Origin of the sequence: Acidovorax sp. 93 (genome assembly GCF_003633835.1) — a bacterium.
Taxonomy (GTDB): Bacteria; Pseudomonadota; Gammaproteobacteria; order Burkholderiales; family Burkholderiaceae_C; genus Acidovorax; species Acidovorax facilis.
In genome coordinates this window covers 3879044-3901210 of sequence record NZ_RBIT01000001.1, presented here as the reverse complement: position 1 = coordinate 3901210, position 22167 = coordinate 3879044, and the positions used below count along the sequence as shown (strand labels likewise).

The 22167-nt window shown below is 63.9% G+C and carries 18 protein-coding genes; 15 read left to right on the top strand and 3 right to left on the bottom strand.

Annotated features, from left to right (window positions below; all coding sequences use genetic code 11):
* Positions 1–5 precede the first annotated feature (5 nt).
* The 14 genes from narJ to C8C93_RS17675 all read left to right on the top strand — a co-directional run bounded on the left by narJ (position 6) and on the right by C8C93_RS17675 (position 18413).
* The gene (gene narJ, locus C8C93_RS17740) at positions 6–707 is read left to right on the top strand and encodes a nitrate reductase molybdenum cofactor assembly chaperone (RefSeq protein ID WP_121507780.1); all 702 of its coding nucleotides are present in this window, start codon (positions 6–8) and stop codon (positions 705–707) included.
* The gene (gene narI, locus C8C93_RS17735; RefSeq protein ID WP_121507779.1) at positions 704–1435 is read left to right on the top strand and encodes a respiratory nitrate reductase subunit gamma; all 732 of its coding nucleotides are present in this window, start codon (positions 704–706) and stop codon (positions 1433–1435) included. The genes narJ and narI overlap by 4 nt, the downstream gene beginning before the upstream one ends.
* Before the next feature lie 145 nt (positions 1436–1580).
* Complete coding sequence (locus C8C93_RS17730) at positions 1581–2414, top strand: peptidylprolyl isomerase (RefSeq protein WP_370110862.1); 834 nt, start codon at positions 1581–1583, stop codon at positions 2412–2414.
* Positions 2415–2441: 27 nt separating this feature from the next.
* Positions 2442–3122: a carbonic anhydrase gene (locus C8C93_RS17725; protein WP_121422054.1), complete on the top strand. Its 681-nt coding sequence runs from the start codon at positions 2442–2444 to the stop codon at positions 3120–3122.
* Positions 3123–3218: 96 nt separating this feature from the next.
* Positions 3219–6803, top strand: coding sequence for an LAGLIDADG family homing endonuclease (locus C8C93_RS17720; protein ID WP_121507778.1), 3585 nt, complete (start codon positions 3219–3221; stop codon positions 6801–6803).
* Positions 6800–8131: an NnrS family protein gene (locus C8C93_RS17715; protein WP_233559483.1), complete on the top strand. Its 1332-nt coding sequence runs from the start codon at positions 6800–6802 to the stop codon at positions 8129–8131. Before C8C93_RS17720 ends, C8C93_RS17715 begins: the two co-directional genes overlap by 4 nt.
* A gap of 24 nt (positions 8132–8155) precedes the next feature.
* Complete coding sequence (locus tag C8C93_RS17710) at positions 8156–8827, top strand: nitroreductase (RefSeq protein ID WP_121507777.1); 672 nt, start codon at positions 8156–8158, stop codon at positions 8825–8827.
* 47 nt (positions 8828–8874) lie between these two features.
* Entirely contained in the window at positions 8875–9288 is a 414-nt protein-coding gene (locus C8C93_RS17705) for a ribonucleotide reductase subunit alpha (protein WP_121507776.1), read from the top strand.
* A gap of 7 nt (positions 9289–9295) precedes the next feature.
* Positions 9296–9859: a hemerythrin domain-containing protein gene (locus C8C93_RS17700; RefSeq protein ID WP_233559481.1), complete on the top strand. Its 564-nt coding sequence runs from the start codon at positions 9296–9298 to the stop codon at positions 9857–9859.
* A 191-nt stretch (positions 9860–10050) separates the two neighbouring features.
* Positions 10051–12267, top strand: coding sequence for a glycosyltransferase family 41 protein (locus C8C93_RS17695; RefSeq protein WP_121507775.1), 2217 nt, complete (start codon positions 10051–10053; stop codon positions 12265–12267).
* A gap of 69 nt (positions 12268–12336) precedes the next feature.
* Positions 12337–13737 (top strand): UDP-glucose/GDP-mannose dehydrogenase family protein, encoded by a 1401-nt coding sequence (locus C8C93_RS17690; protein WP_121507774.1) that lies wholly within the window; start codon positions 12337–12339, stop codon positions 13735–13737.
* Positions 13734–14684 carry a UDP-glucuronic acid decarboxylase family protein gene (locus tag C8C93_RS17685; RefSeq protein ID WP_121507773.1) on the top strand — a complete coding sequence of 317 codons (951 nt, stop codon included), beginning with the start codon at positions 13734–13736 and terminating at the stop codon, positions 14682–14684. Before C8C93_RS17690 ends, C8C93_RS17685 begins: the two co-directional genes overlap by 4 nt.
* Before the next feature lie 132 nt (positions 14685–14816).
* Entirely contained in the window at positions 14817–15884 is a 1068-nt protein-coding gene (locus tag C8C93_RS17680) for an AbrB family transcriptional regulator (protein ID WP_121507772.1), read from the top strand.
* Positions 15885–15983: 99 nt separating this feature from the next.
* Positions 15984–18413 carry a tetratricopeptide repeat protein gene (locus tag C8C93_RS17675; RefSeq protein WP_121507771.1) on the top strand — a complete coding sequence of 810 codons (2430 nt, stop codon included), beginning with the start codon at positions 15984–15986 and terminating at the stop codon, positions 18411–18413.
* Between the two features lie 92 nt (positions 18414–18505).
* Here C8C93_RS17675 and C8C93_RS17670 read toward each other — a convergent pair whose 3' ends face one another.
* The 3 genes from C8C93_RS17670 to C8C93_RS17660 form a co-directional block, all read right to left on the bottom strand.
* Positions 18506–18805 (bottom strand): DUF3567 domain-containing protein, encoded by a 300-nt coding sequence (locus tag C8C93_RS17670; RefSeq protein ID WP_055392879.1) that lies wholly within the window; start codon positions 18803–18805, stop codon positions 18506–18508.
* A gap of 194 nt (positions 18806–18999) precedes the next feature.
* On the bottom strand, positions 19000–20166 hold the full coding sequence (locus tag C8C93_RS17665) for a DUF3108 domain-containing protein (protein WP_121507770.1): 1167 nt from the start codon (positions 20164–20166) through the stop codon (positions 19000–19002).
* 20 nt (positions 20167–20186) lie between these two features.
* On the bottom strand, positions 20187–20969 hold the full coding sequence (locus C8C93_RS17660) for an IclR family transcriptional regulator (RefSeq protein ID WP_055396937.1): 783 nt from the start codon (positions 20967–20969) through the stop codon (positions 20187–20189).
* A 103-nt stretch (positions 20970–21072) separates the two neighbouring features.
* Here C8C93_RS17660 and C8C93_RS17655 point away from each other — a divergent pair, with 103 nt between their 5' ends.
* The gene (locus tag C8C93_RS17655) at positions 21073–22080 is read left to right on the top strand and encodes a fumarylacetoacetate hydrolase family protein (RefSeq protein WP_121507769.1); all 1008 of its coding nucleotides are present in this window, start codon (positions 21073–21075) and stop codon (positions 22078–22080) included.
* Positions 22081–22167: the final 87 nt, after the last annotated feature.

Sequence of the window (22167 nt, the reverse complement as noted above, 5' to 3'; positions counted from 1 at the left end):
TCACCATGTTCAAGAAGAACCCGACTTCCGTGCGCCTGACCTTGCGCGCTCTGGGCTACCTGCTGAGCTACCCCGATGCGCAGTTGCGCAGCGTGATGCCGCAGCTGATCGACGCGCTGCAGGCCGAGCAAGCCCTGACGGCTGATCGCATGGATGAGCTGAAGGCAGTGTGCGAGCACCTGGCTGCACTCGACCCGCTGGAAGCCGAAGCCCGCTACGTGGACAACTTCGACCGGGGCCGCCAGACCTCGCTGCACCTGTTCGAGCATGTGCACGGCGACTCGCGCGACCGGGGGCCTGCGCTCATCGATCTGCTGCAGACCTACGACAAAGCAGGCCTGAAGTTTGAAGCCGAAGAGCTGCCCGATCACCTGCCGGTGGTGCTGGAGTTCGCCTCCACCCAGCCGCCCGAAGTGGCCAAGGAGTTCCTGGGCGAAATGGCCCACATCCTGAACGCGCTGTTCAGTGCGCTGGTGGCAAGAAGCAGCCCCTATGCCAGCGTGATTGCTGCGGTGCTCGAAGTGTCGGGCCAGCGCGTGCAGTCGGTGGCGCTCACTCCCGAGCCGCCCATGGACGAGGTCTGGGCCGAGCCCGAAGCGTTTGGCGGTTGCAGCACCCAGGGCCAGGCCAAGCCTGACCAGCCGCAGCCTCTGCATTTTGTTCGTACCCCCCGCACCGAGCGGGCACCAGAAGGAGTCTCCGTATGACCGCCTGGCTTGACACCCTCTTGTTTGGCATCTATCCCTACATTTGCCTGGCCGTCTTTTTCATTGGTAGCTGGGCGCGGTTTGACCGCGACCAGTACACCTGGAAAAGCGATTCGTCGCAGCTGCTGCGCACCGGCAGCCTGCGCTGGGGCAGCAACCTGTTCCATATCGGTGTGCTGTTCCTGTTCTTTGGCCATACTGTGGGCATGCTCACGCCGCACTTCCTGTACGAAGGCTTTATCACTGCAGGTGCCAAGCAGATCATGGCGATGGTGACAGGCGGTATCGCGGGCGTGCTGGGCTTCATTGGCCTGTCCATCCTGCTGCACCGGCGCCTGTCGGATGACCGCATCCGCGCCACGTCCAAGACCAGCGACATCCTGATCCTGGTGCTGCTGTGGCTGCAACTGGCGCTGGGCTTGGCCACCATTCCGCTGTCGGCGCAGCATCTGGACGGCTCCATGATGATGAAGCTGGCCGAATGGGGGCAGCGCGTGGTCACCTTCCGCAGTGGGGGGGTGGAGCTGTTGGCCGAAGCGGGCTGGATCTTCAAGGCCCACATGTTCCTGGGCATGACGATCTTCCTGGTCTTCCCGTTCACCCGCCTGGTGCATGTGTGGAGCGGCTTTGGCACGCTGGCCTATGTGCTGCGCCCCTACCAGGTGGTGCGTGCGCGCCGCCTGAACCTGCCGCCCGGCCATATGAAGTCGCAAGACCGCCGTGCCTGAAACCCACTGACCCAAGGAGTACACCATGAGCGGATGTGGAACCGGGAGCTGCGGATGCGGCTCCACTGACAGCAGCGTGGCGGCAGCACCTGCCAGCACGCTGACCCGTACACAGGCTGCGGCCTACGAGGCACTGGTTGCAACGATGGACGATGCGCCCCAGCAAGCCACCCTGGCACCACAAGTCGGCGCTATGGGGGGCATGGGCTCAGTGACGGCCGAGATGGCACGTGTCAATGGCGTGGCCCTCAACGCCCCGCACGAGCTGCTGGACGAAGAGGCCCTGCGCCAGCGTGCCTGCACCGAACTGCTGCGCCAAGCGGCCCAGCAGGCGGGTTTGCTTTCAGCAGACGATGTGCCCGGCGTCGAGGGAGCCATCAGCACCGAGGCCTCCAACGCCATCGAGCAGCTGCTGGAGCTTGAGCTACCCATCCCCGACCCATCGGAAGAAGCCTGCCGCCGCTACCACGACGCCCACCCTGCGGCACACGCCCAGGGCGAGCGGGCCCAGCTGCGCCACGTGCTGTTTGCAGTGACGCCGGGCGTGGATGTGAAGCAACTTCGCCTGCGTGCCGAGGCCATGTTGATTGACTTGCGCTGTGCGGACGATGGTGGTGCCAAGTTTGCCGAGGCGGCTGCGCAGTGGTCCAACTGCCCCAGCGGCCAGCAAGGCGGCGACCTGGGCTGGCTGACCCGCGCCGACTGTGCCCCCGAGTTCGCCCGCGAGGTGTTTGGCAGCGCCGAGATCGGTGTGCTGGCACGCTTGGTGCACAGCCGGTTTGGCCTGCATGTGGTGGAGGTGGTGGCGCGCGATCCGGGGCAGCAGCCTTCGTTCGAAGAGGTGCGCCAGGCCATCGCCCTCACGCTGCGCCAGCAGGCCTGGGTGAACGCATTGAGGCAGTACCTGCAATTGCTGGCGGGCGCTGCCGTGGTGGAGGGCGTGGCACTGGACGCGGCCGATTCTCCGCTTGTACAGTAGTTGCATTGCACGCCATCTGATCGCACCATGCCCGACGAGCTGCTTGATCGCCTGCGTCGTTTTCACGACGACGCCTTTCCCCAGTACCGCGAACAGTTCCAGACGCTGGTGGACGAGGGGCAGCACCCCACCACGTTGTTCATCGGCTGTTCCGACTCGCGCCTGGTGCCCTACCTGTTGACCGGCGCGGGCCCGGGGGAGCTTTTCCTGGTGCGCAACGTGGGTGCGTTCATCCCGCCGTATGACGGATCTCACGGCCACCATGGCACGACGGCTGCCATTGAGTTTGCAGTGCTCAACCTGCAGGTGCGCCGCATCGTGGTGTGCGGCCACAGTCACTGTGGGGCTATCAAGGCGATGTATGGTGAGGTTTCGCCCGAAGCGCCCAACCTGAACCGCTGGCTGGACCTGGGGCGCGAGGCCCTGCTGCCCATGCAGGCGGGCCCCGAGGTGCTGCGCCGCACTGAGCAACGCGCCGTGGTGCTGCAGCTCGAACGCCTCATGGAGTACCCGATGGTGCGCAGCCGTGTGCAGTCAGGGCAGATCAGCCTGCACGGCTGGCACTACGTGATCGAGGAAGGAGAAGTCCATGTGTTTGATGTCAAGACGGGCGGTTTTGTGCCGGCCTCGCTGGCGGACAACAGCGGCACCGGCCCCTACCACCCTTACGTGGAGCATGATGGGCAAGTTCTTCTGGACGAGCTTTGACCTTGTCCGGCATTCTCGCGGCAGATCCGTGAGGAATGAGGCCCTCTTGATGGAACGCAAGACCTCACTGGCGTGAAACCCAAATCATCGGCCCCCATGAAACGCGAACCTCAGCCCCCCCTCAAGCCCACCTCGTCCCTGCAGCCCATCAGCCTGGATGTATTGCGCGAGAAATACCTCAAACCCGGCGAAACCACCGCCGACGAGCTGTACCAGCGTGTGGCGCGGGCTCTGGCCTCGGTCGAAAAACCGGAGCTGCGCGATAAGTACGAAGCCTTGTTCCTCGCCAACCTGAAGGCAGGCGCCATCGGTGCGGGCCGCATCATGAGCGCGGCAGGCACCGACATACAGGCCACCCTTATCAACTGCTTTGTGCAGCCCGTGGGTGACTGCATCCAGGGCGTGGATGACGAAGGCTTTCCGGGCATCTACGAAGCGTTGCGTGAGGCGGCCGAGACCATGCGCCGTGGCGGGGGCGTGGGCTATGACTTCTCCCGCATACGTCCCAAGGGCGCACAGGTGAAGGCCACCGCCTCCATGGCATCGGGGCCGTGCAGCTACATGAACGTGTTCGATCAGTCCTGCTCCACCGTGGAGAGCGCGGGAGCGCGGCGGGGGGCGCAGATGGGCGTGCTGCGCATCGACCATCCCGATGTGCACGAGTTCATCACGGCCAAGCGCACGCCAGGGCGCTGGAATAACTTCAATGTGTCGGTGGGCGTGTCGGACGAGTTCATTGCAGCCGTGCAGAACAACGCACAGTGGGAGCTGGTGCACAAGGCTCGCCCCGGCGCTGCGTTGCTCGCCCAGGGCGCCCACCAGCGTGCGGACGGCCAGTGGGTGTATGCCACCGTGCCCGCACGCGAGCTGTGGGACACCATCATGAAGTCGGCCTACGACTTTGCCGAGCCGGGTATTCTGTTCCTGGGACGCATCAACGAAGACAACAACCTGCACTATTGCGAAGACATCGCTGCGACCAATCCCTGTGTGACAGAAGACACCTGGGTCATGACCACTGAAGGGCCTGCGCAAGTGGCTGACCTGGTAGGGCGCCCGTTTGTAGCGGTGGTGGATGGGCGCGCTTACCGGGTCGAGAGTCAGGGCTTCTTCAAGACCGGCACCAAACCCGTGCTGCAGTTGCAAACCGAAGAGGGGCATGTACTGCGCCTTACCGCAGACCATCGTGTGCGCCGCGTGGCGCGTAAGACCCGTTACTGCCTGGAGGTGGAATGGACGGAGGCGGCGCAGCTGCAGCTGGGCGATGAGGTTGTGCTGCACGACCACCGGGCCTTTGCGGGCTGGGGCGGTGCAGGCACGCAGGCAGAAGGTTACCTGCTGGGTTTGTTGATTGGTGACGGAACCCTCAAGGCCGACAAGGCCGTGATTTCGGTATGGGCGCCTGAGCTGAAAGCCGTGGGGCAGGGCACGGTAGCTTTCGCGGCCACCGGGGCGGACGGCATCATGCGGGCCGCCATGGCTGCGGCAGCTACGTTGCCGCACCGTGCAGATTTCAAAGGCTTTCAGCGCCCTGTGACAGGACGCGGTGAGACACGGTTGGCCAGTGCGGCGCTCTTGAAACTCGCGCATGAACTGGAAATGGCGCCCGGCCACAAGACCATCACGGTTGCCATGGAGCGGCAATCGTCTGCCTTTGCGCAGGGCCTGCTGTCTGGGCTGTTCGATGCCGATGGATCGGTACAAGGTGCGCAGGACAAAGGCTTGAGCGTGCGCTTGTCGCAAAGCGACGAGGCCTTGCTGCAAACTGTGCAGCGCATGTTGTTGCGCATGGGTATCGCTTCCACGCTGTACCGCAACCGTCGCCCGGCGGCTGAGCGCAACCTGCCCAATGGCAAAGGGGGGATGCAGTCCTACGCTACGCGTGCGCAGCACGAACTGGTTATTAGTGGGGACAACATCGCGGTATTTGCCGAGCGGGTGGGCTTTTGTGACACAGACAAAGCGGCGCGTTTGCAGGAAGGGCTGGCGCAGTACCGGCGTGCACTCAATCGCGAACGGTTCACCGCCACCGTGCAGGCTTTGGTGGATGCCGGGGTAGAAGATGTTTACGACGTCACTGTGGCCGATGTGCATGCCTTCGACGCCAACGGTATCGTGGTGCACAACTGTGGCGAACAGCCGCTGCCGTCGTATGGCTGCTGTGATTTGGGCCCCATCATCTTGACCCGCTTTGTACGCCACCCCTTCGGTTTTGGCGGGGTCGCTGCGTTTGATTTCGATGCGTTTACCAAAGCCGTGGCGCTGCAGGTGCGTGCGCTCGACAACGTGCTCGATGTGACCTACTGGCCGCTGCCGCAGCAGCGCGACGAGGCCATGGCCAAGCGCCGCATTGGTGTGGGCTTTACCGGCATGGGCAACACACTGGCCATGCTGTGCCTGCGCTACGACCTGCCCGAGGGCCGCACCATGGCTGCGCGGATTGCCGAGTACATGCGCGACGCAGCGTATGCCGCATCGGTGGACCTGGCGCGTGAGAAAGGGGTGTTTCCGAAGTTCGATGCGCGGGGCTATCTGGCCGAAGGCACGTTTGCCAGCCGCCTGCCGGAGTCGCTCCAGGCTGCCATCCGCCAGCATGGCATGCGCAATAGCCATCTGCTCTCCATCGCACCCACGGGCACCGTGAGCCTGGCCTTTGCCGACAACGCTTCCAACGGCATCGAGCCGCCGTTTTCGTGGATGTACAAGCGCAAGAAGCGCGAGTCCGACGGCAGCACGACCGAATACGCGGTGGAAGACCATGCCTGGCGCCTGTACCGCGAGCTGGGCGGGGATGTGGATGCGTTGCCGGACTATTTCGTCTCGGCCCTCGCCATGCCCGCCGAAGGCCACATCGCCATGATGGAGGCCGTGCAGCCCTTTGTGGACACGGCCATCTCCAAGACTGTCAACATCCCTGCCGACTACCCCTACGAAGGGTTCAAGGACCTGTACCTGCAGGCCTGGCGCGCCAAGCTCAAGGGCCTGGCCACCTACCGACCCAACGCCATCCTGGGGGCGGTGCTGGAGACCCACGCTGCACCTGCGCCCACGCTTGCTGCTGCGCCCATGGTGCCACCCGCACCCCCGGTGGATCCCATGCGCACCGTCATCGAAAGCCGCCCCCAAGGCGGCCTCTCCGCCGTGGCGGAGAAGCTCGAATACTGGACGCAAGAGGGCCACAAGACGCTGTACCTCATCGTGTCGTTCCTCCCCGTTCCCACTGGCATCGGTAACGGCACGGTAGACCGCGCCATCGAGTTCTTCATGCCCGTGGGCCAAAGCGGCGAGTCGCAGCAGTGGATCACGTCCAGCATGCGCATGTTGTCGCTGGCAGCGCGTGGCGGCTTTTTGGAGCGGGCGCTGTCGGACATGCGCAAGGTCGCCTGGGACCGCGGCCCCGTGCGCCTGGGCACCCATCGCAAGGACGACGGCACGCTGGTGCCCATGTGGCACGACTCCGAGGTGGCGGCCATGGCCTATGCCATCCAGAACATCCTGGCGCGCCGCGTGGCCGACCCGGTACAGCAGCAGCTGCCGCTGGACGAGCCTGCACCGCCCCCGGTGGCAGTGCCCCAGGCCATGGCGGGCAAGAAATGCAGCGAGTGTGGCGCCCACGCCGTGATCCGCAAGGATGGTTGCGACTACTGCACGCAGTGCGGGCATCTGGGGACCTGCGGGTGACCTCTCGCCCCGTCATCCCCCTGCGCACCGCGTCGGGAAAACCGTCGCCGGAGATGCTGGCGTCGCTGGACAGGCAATGGCGCTGGCGCTATCTGATGCTGGCACCGCACCGGTTGGGGTTTTTCCTTGCCATGGTGGTGCTGGTGGTGTCAGGGGGGTGGTGGGCGTTGGTGCAGGTGGCGCGGTCCAGCGGTGGGTGGGGGCTTTACTACGCGGTGTCTCCCACACTGGTGCACTCGGCCGTGATGGCGTTCGGATTCATTCCCCTGTTCTTTTCCGGCTTCCTGTTCACAGCAGGCCCTAAATGGCTCGGGGTGGAGCCTTTGCCAGTGGAGGCGATTCGCGCACCGCTGGTGGCGCAGGCGGTGGGGTGGCTGTTGTGGCTGGCGGGCGCGCACCTGTGGGTGGGCGTGGCGCTGGTCGGGTTGGCGGTGGCGACGGCGGGCCTCGTCTGGATGACCGCGCAGTTCTGGGGGCGTGTGCGGCGCAGCCAGGCCGAGGACCAGTTGCATGCTCGCACCATCGCTTGGGCTTGTACGCTGGGATGCATCAGCCTTGTTGGGCTGTGGCTGGGGCTGGCCGTGGGCACCCATGCGCTCGCACGTGCCTGGGTCTTCACCGGCCTGTGGGGGTTTGTAGTGGTGGTGTATGTCACGGTGGCGCACCGCATGATTCCATTTTTCACCTCCAGTGCCATGCCCATGGTGCAGGCTTGGCGGCCTTTCTGGGTGCTGTGGCTGATGCTGGCGGCCGCCGTGCTGCAGGTGCTGGCGGTGTGGCTGGATTGGCTCGGGTTGCCTGCCAGCGCTGCGGGGCCGGCCTGGGGGGTGGTACACGGCACGCTGCAGTTGGTGATCGGGTGCGTGCTGGTCTGGCTGGCCTGTGTCTGGGGGCTGGTACAAAGCCTCAAGAACAGGTTGCTGGCCATGCTGCATATCGGTTTCCTGTGGCTCGGCCTTGCCTTTCTGCTCGGAGGGCTTTCGCGGTGGCTGGCGTGGGGCTATGGCATGGGAGCCCTGGGCCTGGGAGCGCTGCATGCCCTGACCATGGGCTGCCTGGCATCGCTGATGCTGGCCATGGTGACGCGGGTGTCGTGTGGGCACAGTGGCCGTGCGCTGGTTGCTGACCACACGGCGTGGACATTGTTCTGGCTGCTGCAGGTGGCTACCGTGTTGCGCATTGCGGCAGAAGTGCCGGGCGTTTTTGGCATAGCGTGGGTGTGGGTGCTGCCGGTGGCGGCTTTCCTGTGGGCCGCCACCATGGGCGTATGGGGTGTGCGGCTGGGCCGGTGGTACGGTTGCCTGCGGGCCGACGGCCGGCCGGGCTGAAGAAGCTTCTTTCAAGGACCTGTGATGGCTGTCATTCCCTGGCCTCTGCACCATGCCCCCCGGCAGGTGCCAACTGCTGCGCTCCCGCCAGACGATACCGCCGCCATGGCTGCCGCGCTGATCCACTCGCGCCAGACCATCCTGCCTAAACGCCTGGCTGCTCCCGGACCCAGCGCGGGGGAGCTGGCCCAGATTCTCAGCGCTGCGGCCCACGCGCCGGACCACGGCCAATTGACGCCCTGGCGTTTTGTGCTGGTGCCCGCCGCCGCGCGGCCGGCGTTGGCCGACGTGTTTGCGCAGGCTCTGTGCGAACGAGATCCTGCCGCTACGCCCGAGCAGGCCGAGCAGGCCCGCGAAAAGGCCTACCGTGCCCCGGTACTCATGCTGGTGGTGGTAGATAGCCAGTGCGGCGACCCCGCCATCGACCTGTCAGAGCGCTTGGTGTCCGCTGGCTGCGCGGTGCAGAACATGTTGCTCATGGCCACTGCACAGGGCTTCGGATCGGCCCTCACCAGCGGCAAGGCCCTCAAGTCCCCCGTATTGCGCGGCTTGTTCCAGCTGGATGCCTGGGAGCAGGCGCTGTGTTTTGTCAGCATTGGCACCGTGCAATCGCGCAAGGCGGCGCGTGCTCGACCTGTAGCAGACAGCTATGTGAGCACGCTAGACCCGCAAAAGGGCGTGGTGCCAGGCTTCTGAGAAGACCGAGCCTCCCTCGCAGCATTTTTAATTCATCGAAATTTTTTATGAACATTTCCAGCTTCGACGATCTACTTGAGGCGGCACGCATGCAGCCTGAACCCCAGCGGCTCCTGTTCGTGTTTGTTGCCGTTGAATTGCCCGACGATGCCACCCCCGCGCAGCGGGCCCGGTTTGAAGCCGGGCAGGGCGGCGCGCTGGTGCCACTGATGTGCGTGGACAAGACGCCACAGGAGCTGCCTTCGTTCGACGCGCTGGTCGGTGAGGCCAGCCAGTTCACGGCCCCTGGCCACGACTGGGCCATGGTGTTCGCAGCCGCCATGTCGGGCACCCTGAACAAGGCGCCCACCAGCGCCGATGCCGAGGCGCCTTTGCAGCGCATGGTGGATGCGATCAAGGGCGGTGCGCATGGTGCCTACATCCCCTTCGACCGCCAGGGCCAGCCCGTGCGCTTTGGGTGAGGCGAGGATGGCGTCCACTTCTGCACCTGCTCGCCACATTCCTGGCTTCAGCGCACCTGCAGTCGGGTTCGAAGAGCCCTTCGCCATGCTGGAGGCCTGCCACGAGCGCGTGCAGCGCACGCTGACACTGCTGGACCGCCTGCGTGAACATGTCCGCCAGCAAGGTGCCGATGAGAGCGCGCGCCAGGCCGCGCGCGATGTGTTGCGCTACTTTGATGTCGCTGCGCCATTGCACCATGAGGATGAGGAGCTCCATGTCTTCCCGCTGTTGCTGGCCCAGGCTGCACCGGAGATGAGGACTCTGGTGCAGCGGCTGCAACAGGACCATGTCGACATGGTGGCTGACTGGGCGGCGGCGCGAGTTCCGCTACAAGCGCTGGCGCACGGGGAAATCGAAGGCTTCTCGGAATCGGCAGAGGCGCTTTTTGATCGATTTGCGGCGCGCTATGCGAGCCATATCCACCACGAGGAGCGCCAGGCCTACCCGGCGGCGCTGCATCTTTTGGAGCCCGCTGTGCTGGGCAGGATGGGACAAGAAATGGCACACCGGCGGGGCGCGCCTGAGCGCTGAAAAGCTCCGTCAGTGCGCTCTGCGCGCCCAGAAAGAGGAGGCCACAGTACCCGCTTTCCATGGCGGTTTGCTTTGCGGTGGACTTGGCTGTTGTCCCTGGAGCCCCCCGGCTGGCGCTTGATGGCGGTTCGGTGCCGCGCAGGTGTTTACCATGGCGGGATGTCAATCTCTCATCTGTATCGGGAAGCACCTTGACCGACACAAAGAAACCCCATTTCGGGCAGTCCTTCAAGCCTGGTGCCATACCAGCCAGCCAGCCCAGTTTTAAATTCGGAATCAACTATGGAACGGGCTTGGTTGCGGGCGTTAGATCTGTGGAGTCGCCCCTCCCCGATGATGCGACGGCGTGCAACACCCGGGGCAATGAATGGATGATGGCCAACCGGCCCGCAGACGCTATTCGCGCCTACGACCGAGCCATCGCTCTCAAGCCCGACTACGTTGACCCCTACTTCAATCGTGGCAACGCGCTGCTACGCCTGCAGCGCAATCAGGACGCGCTGGCTTCGTTCGATCAGGCCATTGCACTCTCGCCTGGGTTGGGGCTCGCACATTACAACCGGGGAACGGTCCTGCAAACCTTGGATCGGTTGCCGGAGGCCATGGAAAGCTACCGCAAGGTGCTGGCGATAGATCCTGCGAATGTGCAGGCGCGTTTCAATCTGGGCTGCATTCACCTGCAGATGAAGCAGTTTGATGAAACCCTGGAGTGCATGGACCAGGTGATCGAGCGCGCACCCGAGATACCGGAGCCGCACAACAACCGAGGCACGGCTTTGCTGAGGCTGGGCCGGTATGCAGAAGCGGTTGCTGCCTTCAGCCGGGCGCTGGAGATTAACCCGCAGTCCGCCGAGGCGTACAACAACCGTGGCGAGGCGCAACTGCAACTGAGAAATCTGGAAAGCGCACTGGCGGACGTGAGCCGCGCGATCGAGCTTCGGCCCCAGCAGGGGGAGTCCAGATTCCTCATGGGTCGGCTTTTGCGGGAAATGAAGCGGTACGACGAGGCTTTGCAGCAGTTCTATCTGGCCCAGCGGCTGCCCGCTCCTTTGGCGATGCTGCAAAGCGAGATCGTTACCGCCAAGGTCCATGGCTGTATTTGGCAAAACCTGGAGGAAGAACTGCTTCAGCTCCAACAGGACATCCGGGCTAGGCAGCCTGTCCTTGAGCCATTCTCTGCCCTGTCCGTGTTCGACCAGCCTGCCCTCCACAAAGAGATTGCAAGCCGTCTTGTAGAACGCGATATGCCTGGCTCTGCAGCGTTGGGCGCGATTCCTGTTCGTGCGAGGGGCGATAAGATTCGCATCGGTTACTACTCTGCAGATTTTCGCAATCACCCCTCGGCGTACTTGATTGCAGAGCTGATTGAAGTGCATGACCGCGAGCGATTTGAATTGTTCGCGTTTTCGGTCAGTCCCCAGGTGCACGACAGCATGCGCGAGCGACTGGTGGTGGCCTTTGACCATTTTCTGGATGTGCGTGAGCGTACCGATCTAGATATTGCGCAGCTTTCGCGAGAGCTTGGTATCGACATTGCTGTGGATCTGATGGGCTTTACGCAAGCGACGCGTTTGAGATGTTTTTCCTACCGGTGTGCACCCGTTCAGGTCAGCTACCTGGCGTACCCTGGCACCATCGGCGCCGGTTACATGGACTATGTGATCGCCGACAAGGTGGTGATTCCTCCCCATGCCCAGGCCGACTTCACTGAAAAAGTGGTCTATCTGCCGCACAGCTACCAGGTCAACGACTCCCAGCGGAAAGTAGCTGACCGGACATTTTCCCGCGACGAACTGGGTTTGCCCGCCACTGGTTTTGTGTTTTGCTGCTTCAACAACAACTTCAAGATCCTCCCACCCACGTTTGACGGCTGGATGCGCATCCTCCATACCGTTGAAGGCAGCGTCTTGTGGCTGCTGGAAGACAACCCGATTGCGGCGCGGAATCTGCGCCGAGAGGCGCAGGCCCGGGGGATTTCTGCAGACCGCCTCGTGTTTGCCAGCCGCGTGCCCATGGACCAGCATCTCGCCCGCCAGCGGATGGCCGACCTCTTCCTTGATACGCTGCCCTACAACGCGCACACCACCGCGAGCGATGCCTTGTGGGTAGGGCTGCCGGTTCTGACGTGTTCAGGACAATCGTTTGCGAGCCGAGTGGCGGCGAGCCTGTTGCATGCCGTGGGGTTGCCCGAGCTTGTCACCCAGACGCAGTCTGCATTTGAGGCCCGAGCCATAGAGCTTGCCCGCGATGTGGTGCAACTCAGGAGCATTCGGGACAAGCTGGAGGAACAGGGGCCCCAGTCGCCCTTGTTCAATGCCCGGCTCTTTGCGCGGCATATCGAGTCGGCATACACCACAATGGTCGAACGCGCGCACCAGGGGCTGCCTCCCGATGTGATTGAGGTGTGAAACTTCACGGCGCCCTTCGCGTGGGCGCGAGCCCCATGTCTTGTATTTTTCAGTTTTTTTGCCCCCTCCATGAATCTCACCTTGTTCGGAACCGGTTATGTGGGGCTCGTTACCGGCGTATGCCTTGCGGAGCTGGGCAATGATGTCCTGTGCATCGACACGGATGCCGAGAAAATTGCCACACTGCAGCGCGCAGAGGTTCCAATCTACGAGCCAGGGCTGCAGGAGTTGATCGTCGGCAATGTCCGCGCCGGCAGGCTGGCGTTTTCCACCGACATGGCGCGCGGTGTTGCCCACGGTGACGTGCAGTTCATCGCGGTGGGCACGCCCTCTGCGGACGATGGCAGTGCGGACCTGAGTCATGTGTTCGAGGTGGCGGGAGCCATCGCGACCCACATGACCAGCTTCAAGGTGATCGTCAACAAATCTACCGTGCCTGTGGGCGCGGGCGAAGCGGTGCACAAGGCCGTCGCTACTGTGCTTGCCCAGCGCTGGCCCGGTGCCCATCCAGCACCTGGCTTTGCGGTGGTCTCGAACCCGGAGTTCCTCAAAGAGGGCAGTGCGATCAACGACTTCATGCGGCCTGACCGGATCATCGTTGGATTGGGTGAGTCGCCTGAAGAGCAGCGCGCTGGTGATCTCATGCGTGCGTTGTACCGCCCGTTCGGGCATGGCCATGATCGCGTTATCTGCATGGACCGCCGCAGCGCAGAGTTCACAAAGTACGCCGCCAACGCCATGCTCGCCACGCGCATCAGTTTCATGAATGAAATGGCCAATCTGGCAGATCGTCTGGGGGTGGATATCGAACCTGTGCGGGTGGGTATTGGCGCTGATCCGCGCATTGGTGACAGCTTTCTTTATCCCGGCGTTGGTTACGGTGGCAGTTGTTTTCCCAAGGACGTGACAGCGTTGCAGCGCATGGGCGATGACGTCGGGCTCCCGCTGCGGTTGTTGGCGGCGGTGGCGCAGGTCAATGAAGGACAGAAGCGGCAGCTGGTGGATAGGCTGGTGCAGCGGCTCGGCCCGGATTTTTCGGGCCAACGGTTTGCGTTGTGGGGGCTGGCCTTCAAACCCAATACCGACGACATGCGCGAGGCTCCCAGCAGGGTGCTGGTGCGCGAACTGCTGGAGCGTGGTGCGGTGCTGCAGGTGTTTGACCCGGTGGCCATGCAGGAGGCTCGCCGATGCCTGCAAGACGATTTGCAGGATCGGCCCGACCTGTTGGAGCGTATCCGTTATGCCCAAAGTCCTATGGATGCGGCGCGCGATGCCGACGCATTGTTGATCGTGACCGAATGGCAGGTGTTTCGCAGTCCCGACTTCGATGCCCTGCGGGCAGTCCTGCGGCAGCCGCTGGTCGTGGATGGGCGCAACCTCTACGAGCCTCGGTCCATGCGTGCTTTGGGGTTCGACTATCTGACGGTGGGGCGGAATGCGGTGGATGCACCTGGGGCCACCACACCATGAAGAAGGCTAAGTCAATCCTGGTGACCGGGGGCGCGGGCTTCCTCGGCTCTCATTTGTGCGAGCGTTTGTTGCAAGATGGTCATGGGGTGCTGTGCGTGGATGACTTTTCCACGGGCTCCGAAAAGAACATTGCCCACCTCCAGGCTTCGCCGCGTTTTCGTTGGCTTCGGCACGATGTCACCCAGCCGCTGGCCGCTGAGGTGGACGAAATCTACAACCTCGCCTGCCCCGCATCGCCCGTGCACTACCAGGCCGACCCCGTGCGGACCCTGCGTACCAGCGTGATGGGGGCTCTGAACCTGCTGGAGCTGGCCCGCCAGTGCAGGGCCGTCATTCTTCAGGCTTCCACCAGCGAGGTGTATGGCGACCCCAGCGTGCACCCACAGCCGGAGTCCTACTGGGGCAACGTCAATCCCATTGGCGTGCGGGCCTGCTATGACGAGGGAAAGCGCTGTGCGGAGACCCTGTTTTTCGATTACCGGCGCCAGCATGGCGTGCGCACGAAGGTGGTGCGGCTGTTCAATACCTATGGCCCCCGCATGCGCCCTGACGATGGCAGGGTGGTCTCCAACTTCATCGTGCAGGCGTTGCGCGGCGCAGACCTGACCGTATACGGCTCAGGTGACCAGACCCGCAGCTTCTGCTACGTGGACGACATGGTGGAAGCACTGGTGCGCATGATGGCAACGCCTCATGAAGTGGCGGGGCCTGTCAACTTGGGGAATCCTGGGGAATTCACTATCCTGGAACTCGCCCAGAAGGTCCTTGCTCACACGGGGGCCGCCGCCCGGATCACCCACCACACCCTGCCGAGAGATGACCCCCGGCAGCGGCAGCCCGACATCACGCTGGCGCACCAACTGCTGGGCGGCTGGGAGCCCCGTATCGATCTTGATGCTGGATTGCGCCAGACCATTGCTTACTTCAGGGGCGCTGGTGCCCCCTGAACCTGAAAGGCAAAGGGATGCGGCTTTTCACGTTGTCTCCCTTTCCCATTTGGACTGGTCGCCAGGTCGAAAGTGTCGGTATGGTGGCTGCAGGGTGTACTGGTCATCGACTGATGCCGTCTCACTTTCACCATGCCTGTGAATTCTTTCTTTCGCGTTCTTGCAACGCTTGTTCTGGCCCTTGCCGCCGCAGTCGGCTGCGTGGCTCTGCACACGCCCTTGCCCTGGATGATCGGGCCGTTGCTGGCGACTTCCGTCGTGTCGATCGCTGGCGGCCCTACGCAGAGCTGGGGGCCACTGCGCAATGCCGGGCAGTGGACCATTGGCGCAGCGCTGGGCCTTTATTTCACACCCCAGGTGGCGGCGCTGATCAGCGGGCTGTGGTGGGCCATCGTGCTGGGCATCGTGTGGGCGCTTTTTCTCGGCTGGCTGTTTGGTGCCTGGCTGTACAGGCTGCATGCACCGCGCATGCACGGTGTGCCTGCACCCATGCTGCGCGCCACCAGTTACTTCGCCGGTGCAATTGGTGCTGCGTCCGAGATGACCTTGCTGTCCGAGCGCGAGAACGCACGCACCGACTTGGTTGCAGCGAGCCACAGCCTGCGCTTGCTGATCGTCACCGTGACGATTCCCTTTGCCTTGCAGTGGAGCGGTCTGCATGGCCTGGACATTCTGCCGCCCACCGTGCGGGCGGTGGACTGGCCCGGCTTGGCGCTGATGGCGCTGCTGACGGGTGCTGGTGCCCTGGTGATGGACCGGCTGGGCCGTGCCAACCCCTGGTTTATGGGCGCCATGCTCGTGTCCATGGTGCTCACGATGGCGGGCATCAGCCTGTCCGCCGTGCCGGCGGCCATGGTGAACGCAGCGCAACTGGTGATCGGTGTGAGTCTCGGAGTGCGCTTTCGGGCTGATTTCCTGCGCACGGCTCCCCGCTGGCTTGTATCCGTAGCCGCCGGTACGCTGGTGTTGATGGGTGCGTGCGCGCTGTTCGCGGGCCTGCTGGCCTGGGCCACGGGGTTGCCCTGGGTCACCTTGCTGCTGGGTACTTCGCCGGGCGGGATCACGGAGATGGCGATTACCGCCAAGGTGCTGCAATTGGGCGTGCCCGTGGTCACAGCGTTTCAGGTATGCCGGTTGATGGCGGTGCTGATGCTGGTAGGCCCGCTGTACCGGCGCATCTATCCGGCAGCGGCGATCTGACCGAGGGGGCGCTCGCGTCACAATCTCCCTTTTATTGGCGCTGGAGGGTTGTCCTGGTGACGGCCGTTCCGCGTTTCTATCCGCTGCACACCCTGGATCATGAGCATTCACTACAACTTCGGAATACGCCCTCCCCAAGTGACAAAAGCCCAACTGGCTGCGTGGTTGGACCAGGCCATGCGAGCACACCGGGAGGGCGCCATTGCGCAGGCCAACCAGCTCTACAACACCATTTTGAAGAATGACCCCAAAAACGTTGGCGCCCTGCACATGCAAGGCGTTTTGGCGTACCAGGCGGGTCACTTGCAAATTGCGGTGGACCTGATCGGCCAGGCCATCAAGCTGGCTCCGGACGATGCTGCGCCCCACATCAATCGTGGGCTGGCTTTGAGCGCATTGAAGCGCCATGACGAAGCACTGGCGCATTTTGAGCGAGCCACCAGCCTGCGCCCAGATTTCGCAGAAGCCTACGTCAACCGGGGGATCACGCTCAAGGAGTTGTCGCGGCCCGAAGACGCCATCGCAAGCTACGACCGGGCCATCGCCCTTCAGCCCAGACTGGCTGCCGCCCATAACAACAAGGGTAATGCCCTTCGCCAGATGGAGCGGCTGGACGAGGCGCTGAAATGTTATGAACAGGCCTTTGCCCTGGACGGCCAGGACGTGGACGCGTGCCAGAACATGGGCATGCTGCACGCCGATGCCGGCCGTTCGGACGAGGCCCTGAAATGTTTCGATCACGTTATTGCACTGAGGCCTCAGCACGCCGAAGCCCATAACGGCAAGGGGGCGATCCTGGCGCAAAAGGAGCAGTGGACGCAGGCCATTGCGCACTTCGAGGCCGCCATTCAGGGCAATGACAAACTGGTCCAAGCCCACAAGAACCTGGGGATAGCGCAGCGCAGCCTTTTCCAACTGTCCAATGCGGTACGGGCTTTTCAGAAGGCTGCCCAACTGAGCCCACTCGACGTGGAGATCCTGGCGTTCCTAGCCCTTTCGTTGCTGGAGGCGGGGCGGTATGCAGAAGCACTTGCCGTCTACGACCAGGCGATTCGGCTGGCGCCTGAAAGGCCAGACCTGTACTACAACCGCGCCAATTTGAACATCCGGTTCAACCGGCATCAGGACGCCGTGGCCGACTACACGCAGGTGTATCGCCTCAAGCCAGATGCGAAGTATCTGCTCGGGTATCTTGCGAGCTGCAGGCTCAAGACCGGCGATTGGGGGCACTTGGCAGACGACATGGCGCAATGTGAGCGGAGCATCCGGGCCGGTGAGCTGGGTGTGAAACCCTTCATCGCGCTTTCGTTGTTCGACTCGCCCGAGTTGCACAAGCAGGCGGCACAAGCTTCCGTACAGCAGGATTTTCCTGAATCCACCGTCCTGGGGCCCATCCTTGCGCGTGCTGGCGCAGGCAAGATCCGGGTCGGTTACTACTCTGCGGATTTCCACGGCCACGCCACTTCGTATCTGATAGCGCAGCTTTTCGAAGTCCATGACCGTGAACGCTTCGAGTGGTTTGCGTTTTCGTTCGGACCTCCCGCGACGGATGCTATGCGCGCGCGTCTGGTTGCAGGTTTCGACCATTTCATCGACGTGCGCGAGCGCAGCGAGATCGATATTGCCCGCTTGTCGCGGGAGCTGGGCATCGACATCGCCATTGACCTGATGGGTTTCACCACGGGCTGCCGCTTTGGCATTTTTGCCCACCGCTGCGCCCCCATCCAGGCCGGTTATCTGGGCTACCCGGGGACGACCGGGGCAGACTATATGGACTACGTGATTGCCGACAAGGTGGTTGTGCCCCCCGACGCGCGGCGCCATTTCACCGAAAAACTCGTCTACCTGCCGCACAGCTACCAGGTCAACGACTCGCAGCGCGCGATCAGTGACCGGATGTTTACCAGGGAAGAGGCGCGGCTGCCTGCCACGGGGAGCGTGTTCTGCTGTTTCAACAACAACCAGAAGATCCTCCCGCAGGTATTCGACAGCTGGATGCGCATTCTGCAAGGGGTGCCTGACAGCGTTCTGTGGCTTCTGGCAGACAACCCTGCTGTGGAGGACAGCCTGCGGCGCGAGGCGCAGGCGCGCGGCGTGGCGGCCGAGAGGCTGGTGTTTGCACAGCGACTGCCTCTGAGCGAACATCTGGCGCGCCACCGGCTGGCCGACCTGTTCCTGGATACCTTGCCCTACAACGCTCACACCACGGCCAGCGATGCCTTGTGGGCGGGTCTGCCGGTGCTCACGCGGCTGGGAGAATCGTTTGCGGCGCGAGTGGCGGCCAGCCTGCTACATGCTGTGGGCCTGCCGGAGCTTGTGACCCACAGCGCCGCCGAATATGAAGCCCTGGCGATTTCGCTCGCCCAGGACCCTGCGCGCCTGAAGGCGCTGCGCGACAAACTCCAAGCGGAAAAAGCCCAGTCCCCCTTGTTCAACACCCACCAGTTTGCGCGTGATATCGAGGCTGCCTATCTGGCGATGCATGAACGGCACCTGCAGGGGCTGCCGCCCGAGGTGATTGAGGTGTGACAACTGGGGGCGCTGCCCCAGTCTGCCGATAATAGAGGAAACCGATCTGGGCCTCCCGGGCCATCCAGGGATGGCTGCTGTGGAGGATGCGGTCAGTGCACCACGACCGGGTTCTGTGCCAGGCCCGCATAGCGGTCCAGCGCGTCTTCCACTTCTTCCTGTGTGGGGGTGTCGCGCTGCCAGGCCAGGATCTGCTCCTGGAACATCTCGGCCCAGGAGCCGTCCAGGTACACCTCTTTGCCGGAGCGCTTGTCCACGATTTCAAAGCCGTGGCGCGCGAGCTGGGGAACGGCGGGGGCGGTGTCGTTGAGCACCTGGGCGCTCTTTTTCTCCACGGCGTCGGGCAGCATGTGGACCACCACGAAGGATTCTGAGTCGTAGAGCATGTGCATCGTGTTCCCCTTGTCGATATAGATGTCAGATGACAGCGGGTGCGCAGAGTTCAAGTGGCACAGGCAAAGCCCGTGGCTTTTGTTCCCTTGCCGATGCAGTATTTCATGAAAACCCGGTGCTTCCGGTTTCGCGGGTCTATTTTGGTGGGATGGCGCTCCTGCGCAACACTTTTTAACAAGACCCCTCCAGACCATCAAGGCGGGCCGCTGCGGCTCAATTGCAGGTCGGCGAAGTCGCCGTTGGCTTGGGTCAGCTTGATGCGTACTGGCAGATAACCCAGTGCGGGGGCCACCCACAGTTCGGCCTTCTGGTCGTAGTCCTTGCGGGGCAGGCGCTGCAACTTGAGGGTGGGCGTGGCGCCTGCGGGCAGGTCCAGTGTTTCTGCACCCTCGATGGTGAAGGTCCAGCGGTCGGCGCTGCGCGCGCTCACCGTGGTGAGCGTGATCTGGGTGCCGGTCACAAACCGGGCAGGATCGGCGGCGAGCAGGGCACCGAGTTGGATGAACACACTCAGCCGGTCCTGCACCCCCGGGCCCACGGTGGCGTCCGGCGTGTTGGCGCTGAAGGTGACCCGGCTCTTGGTGTAGTCGAAGTGCGCTGCCTGCTCGCTGCGCGACCGGTCCGAGAACCGCTCCGGCAGCAGCCCCTGGGCCGTGATCGCACCCACACTGCGCTGCGCCCGGGTGCCAACCAAAAACGCGCTGATCTCCTGCCGCGCCTCGTAGCGGCTGCCATCGTGCTGCCACAGCAGCTCGGCGCGGGCGCTGTAGGCAAATTTCTTGGCCTGCCCACTCACGTCAAACGCCAGCCGTGTAGGCGGGGGCAGGCGCACAGGCGGTGGTGCCGTGTTGGGCGTGTGGTCCGTGCCAGCCCCGGGCGGGGCGATGTCCACGCCTGTTGTGGCTTCAGAGGGGAGACGCGCTGATGATGCCTGGGCTGGTGCCGATGCAGGGGAGGCTGCCGTTGTGGGGAGCGTTTCCTCCACAACGGTCGAGACAGCTTCGGCGGGGGCGGCCAGCGCGACGTCTGCACCCGCCTCGGTGCTGGGGGCCGTGGCCTCGGTGGAGGGGGATGCAGGGGGTGGCGCCAGGGCGGCCGGGGGCTGGGGTGTTGCCCGTGCCTGTGGTTTGGGGCGCGCGGGCGGCTTGGGCGCGACCGCAGGTTTCGCCGCAATGGGGGCAACGGCTGCCACAGCTGCCACAGCGGCAGCGGGTGGCGGGGGGGCCGCAATGCTGCGCGTGCTGAACACTTTGCCGACAGGCGACCGGGGGCTGTCCCAAGCCAGCGGCACGCCGCTCAGCACCAGCCAGTGCAGGGCCAGCACCAGGACTGTGATGAGAAACAGCGCGCGCCGTGGCATCTACCTGCGTGCCGGGGCCGTCAGGCGCTGCCCGCGCCCAGATCACTGGAGAGCTGGGCCGCAGCCGCGCGCAGCGGCGCGTCGATGGCGCCGCCCCACTCGGGGTCGAAGGTGGCAATCGAGCCCAGCGTGGTGATGCCCAACTCCAGGTGGCCGTCCGCGTCAAACACGGGTGCGCAGAACGCCACGATGCCGGGCAGCAAGGTATCTACCACCCGCGCGGCACCGCGTTCGCGTACCTCGGCGAGCAGGGTATTGACCTCGGTCATGGTCGAGGGCAGGTCGGTGCGGCGCATCTTCACGGCGCGGGCCAGCTCCTCCTTGAGCAGCGGCGCCACCACATCAGGCGCCATGTGCGCCGCAAAGCAGCGGCCGGTGGCCGACGACAACAGCGGCATCACGTCACCCAGGCGCAGGTTGGCAGTGACAGCCTGGGGCGACTCCTCCCAGTGCACGATGGTCGGGCCGTGGTTGCCCCACACGGCCAGCGCCAGCGTGTGACCGATGGCTTCCATGAGCTCCGGCATGCGCTCGCGCGCCAGGCGCACGGCATCGAGCCGGGCCAGCGACGCCAGCCCCAGCTTGAGGGCGGCGGGGCCCAGGTCGTAGCGGGCGTTGCGCGGGTCTTGTGTGACCAGGCCCAGGCGCTGAAAGCTCACCAGATACCGGTGCGCCTTAGCCGCGCTCATGCCCGCCGAGGCCGCCACATCCTTGAGCATGAGCGGCCCGCGCGAGCGGGTCAGCCCCTCCAGCAGGGCAAAACCCACCTCGACCGATTGAATTCCTGCACGTTCTTTGTCCATGTGCACTAAAATTTGCGAGTTTTGTTTAGTTAAATCAATTTACCCAAGCGTAATTCGTGTTGGGTGAAGACTTTCAACCCCTTGAGACAAAGGTCCTGCCACCATGAAACTCGCTACCTACAAAGACGGCTCGCGCGACGGCCAACTGGTTGTCGTCTCCCGCGACCTGGGCACGGCCCATTATGCGACCGGCATTGCCAGCAAGCTGCAGCAGGCGCTGGACGACTGGGGCTTCATCTCGCCCCAGCTGCAGGACCTGTACGACCAGCTCAACAGCGGCCGCGCACGCCACGCCTTCCCCTTTGACCCCAAGCAGTGCATGGCCCCGCTGCCCCGCGCCTACCAGTGGGCGGATGGCTCGGCCTACATCAACCACGTTGAACTGGTGCGAAAAGCGCGCAACTCCGAAGTACCCGAAAGCTTCTACACCGACCCCCTGATGTACCAGGGCGGCAGCGACGACTTCATCGGCCCCTGCGACGACGTCGTGGTGCCCAGCGAAGCCATGGGCATCGACTTCGAGGCCGAGATCGCCGTCATCACCGGCGACGTGAAGATGGGCACCAACGCCGACCAGGCGCTGGACGGCATCCGCCTGGTGATGATTGCCAACGACGTGAGCCTGCGCAACCTGATCCCTGCCGAGCTGGCCAAGGGCTTTGGTTTCTTCCAGAGCAAGCCCGCCACCGCCTTCGGCCCTGTGGCCGTCACGCTGGACGAGCTGGGCGACGCCTGGGACCATGGCCGCGTGAACCTCACCGTGCAGTCCACCTGGAACGGCCGCAAGGTCGGCATGTGCGACGCGGGCCCCGAGATGACCTTCCACTTCGGCCAGCTGATCGCCCACGTGGCCAAGACGCGCAACCTGCGCGCGGGCTCCATCATCGGCAGCGGCACCGTGAGCAACAAGGGCGTGACCGACGCCAACGGCCGCACCGAATGGCCCAAGGGCTACAGCTGCATCGCCGAAAAGCGCTGCATCGAGACCATCCAGGACGGCAAGCCCAGCACCGAATTCATGAAGTTCGGCGACACCATCCGCATCGAAATCAAGGGCAAGGACGGCGCGAGCATCTTTGGCGCCATTGACCAGAGCATCGCAGCCCCCTGAGCCGCCTTCGGCGTCTTCCCCCTCAGGGGGACGCCACCCGTGGCCTGGCAAAGCCAGTTCCACGGTGGTGCTGGCCTTAGCGCGCGC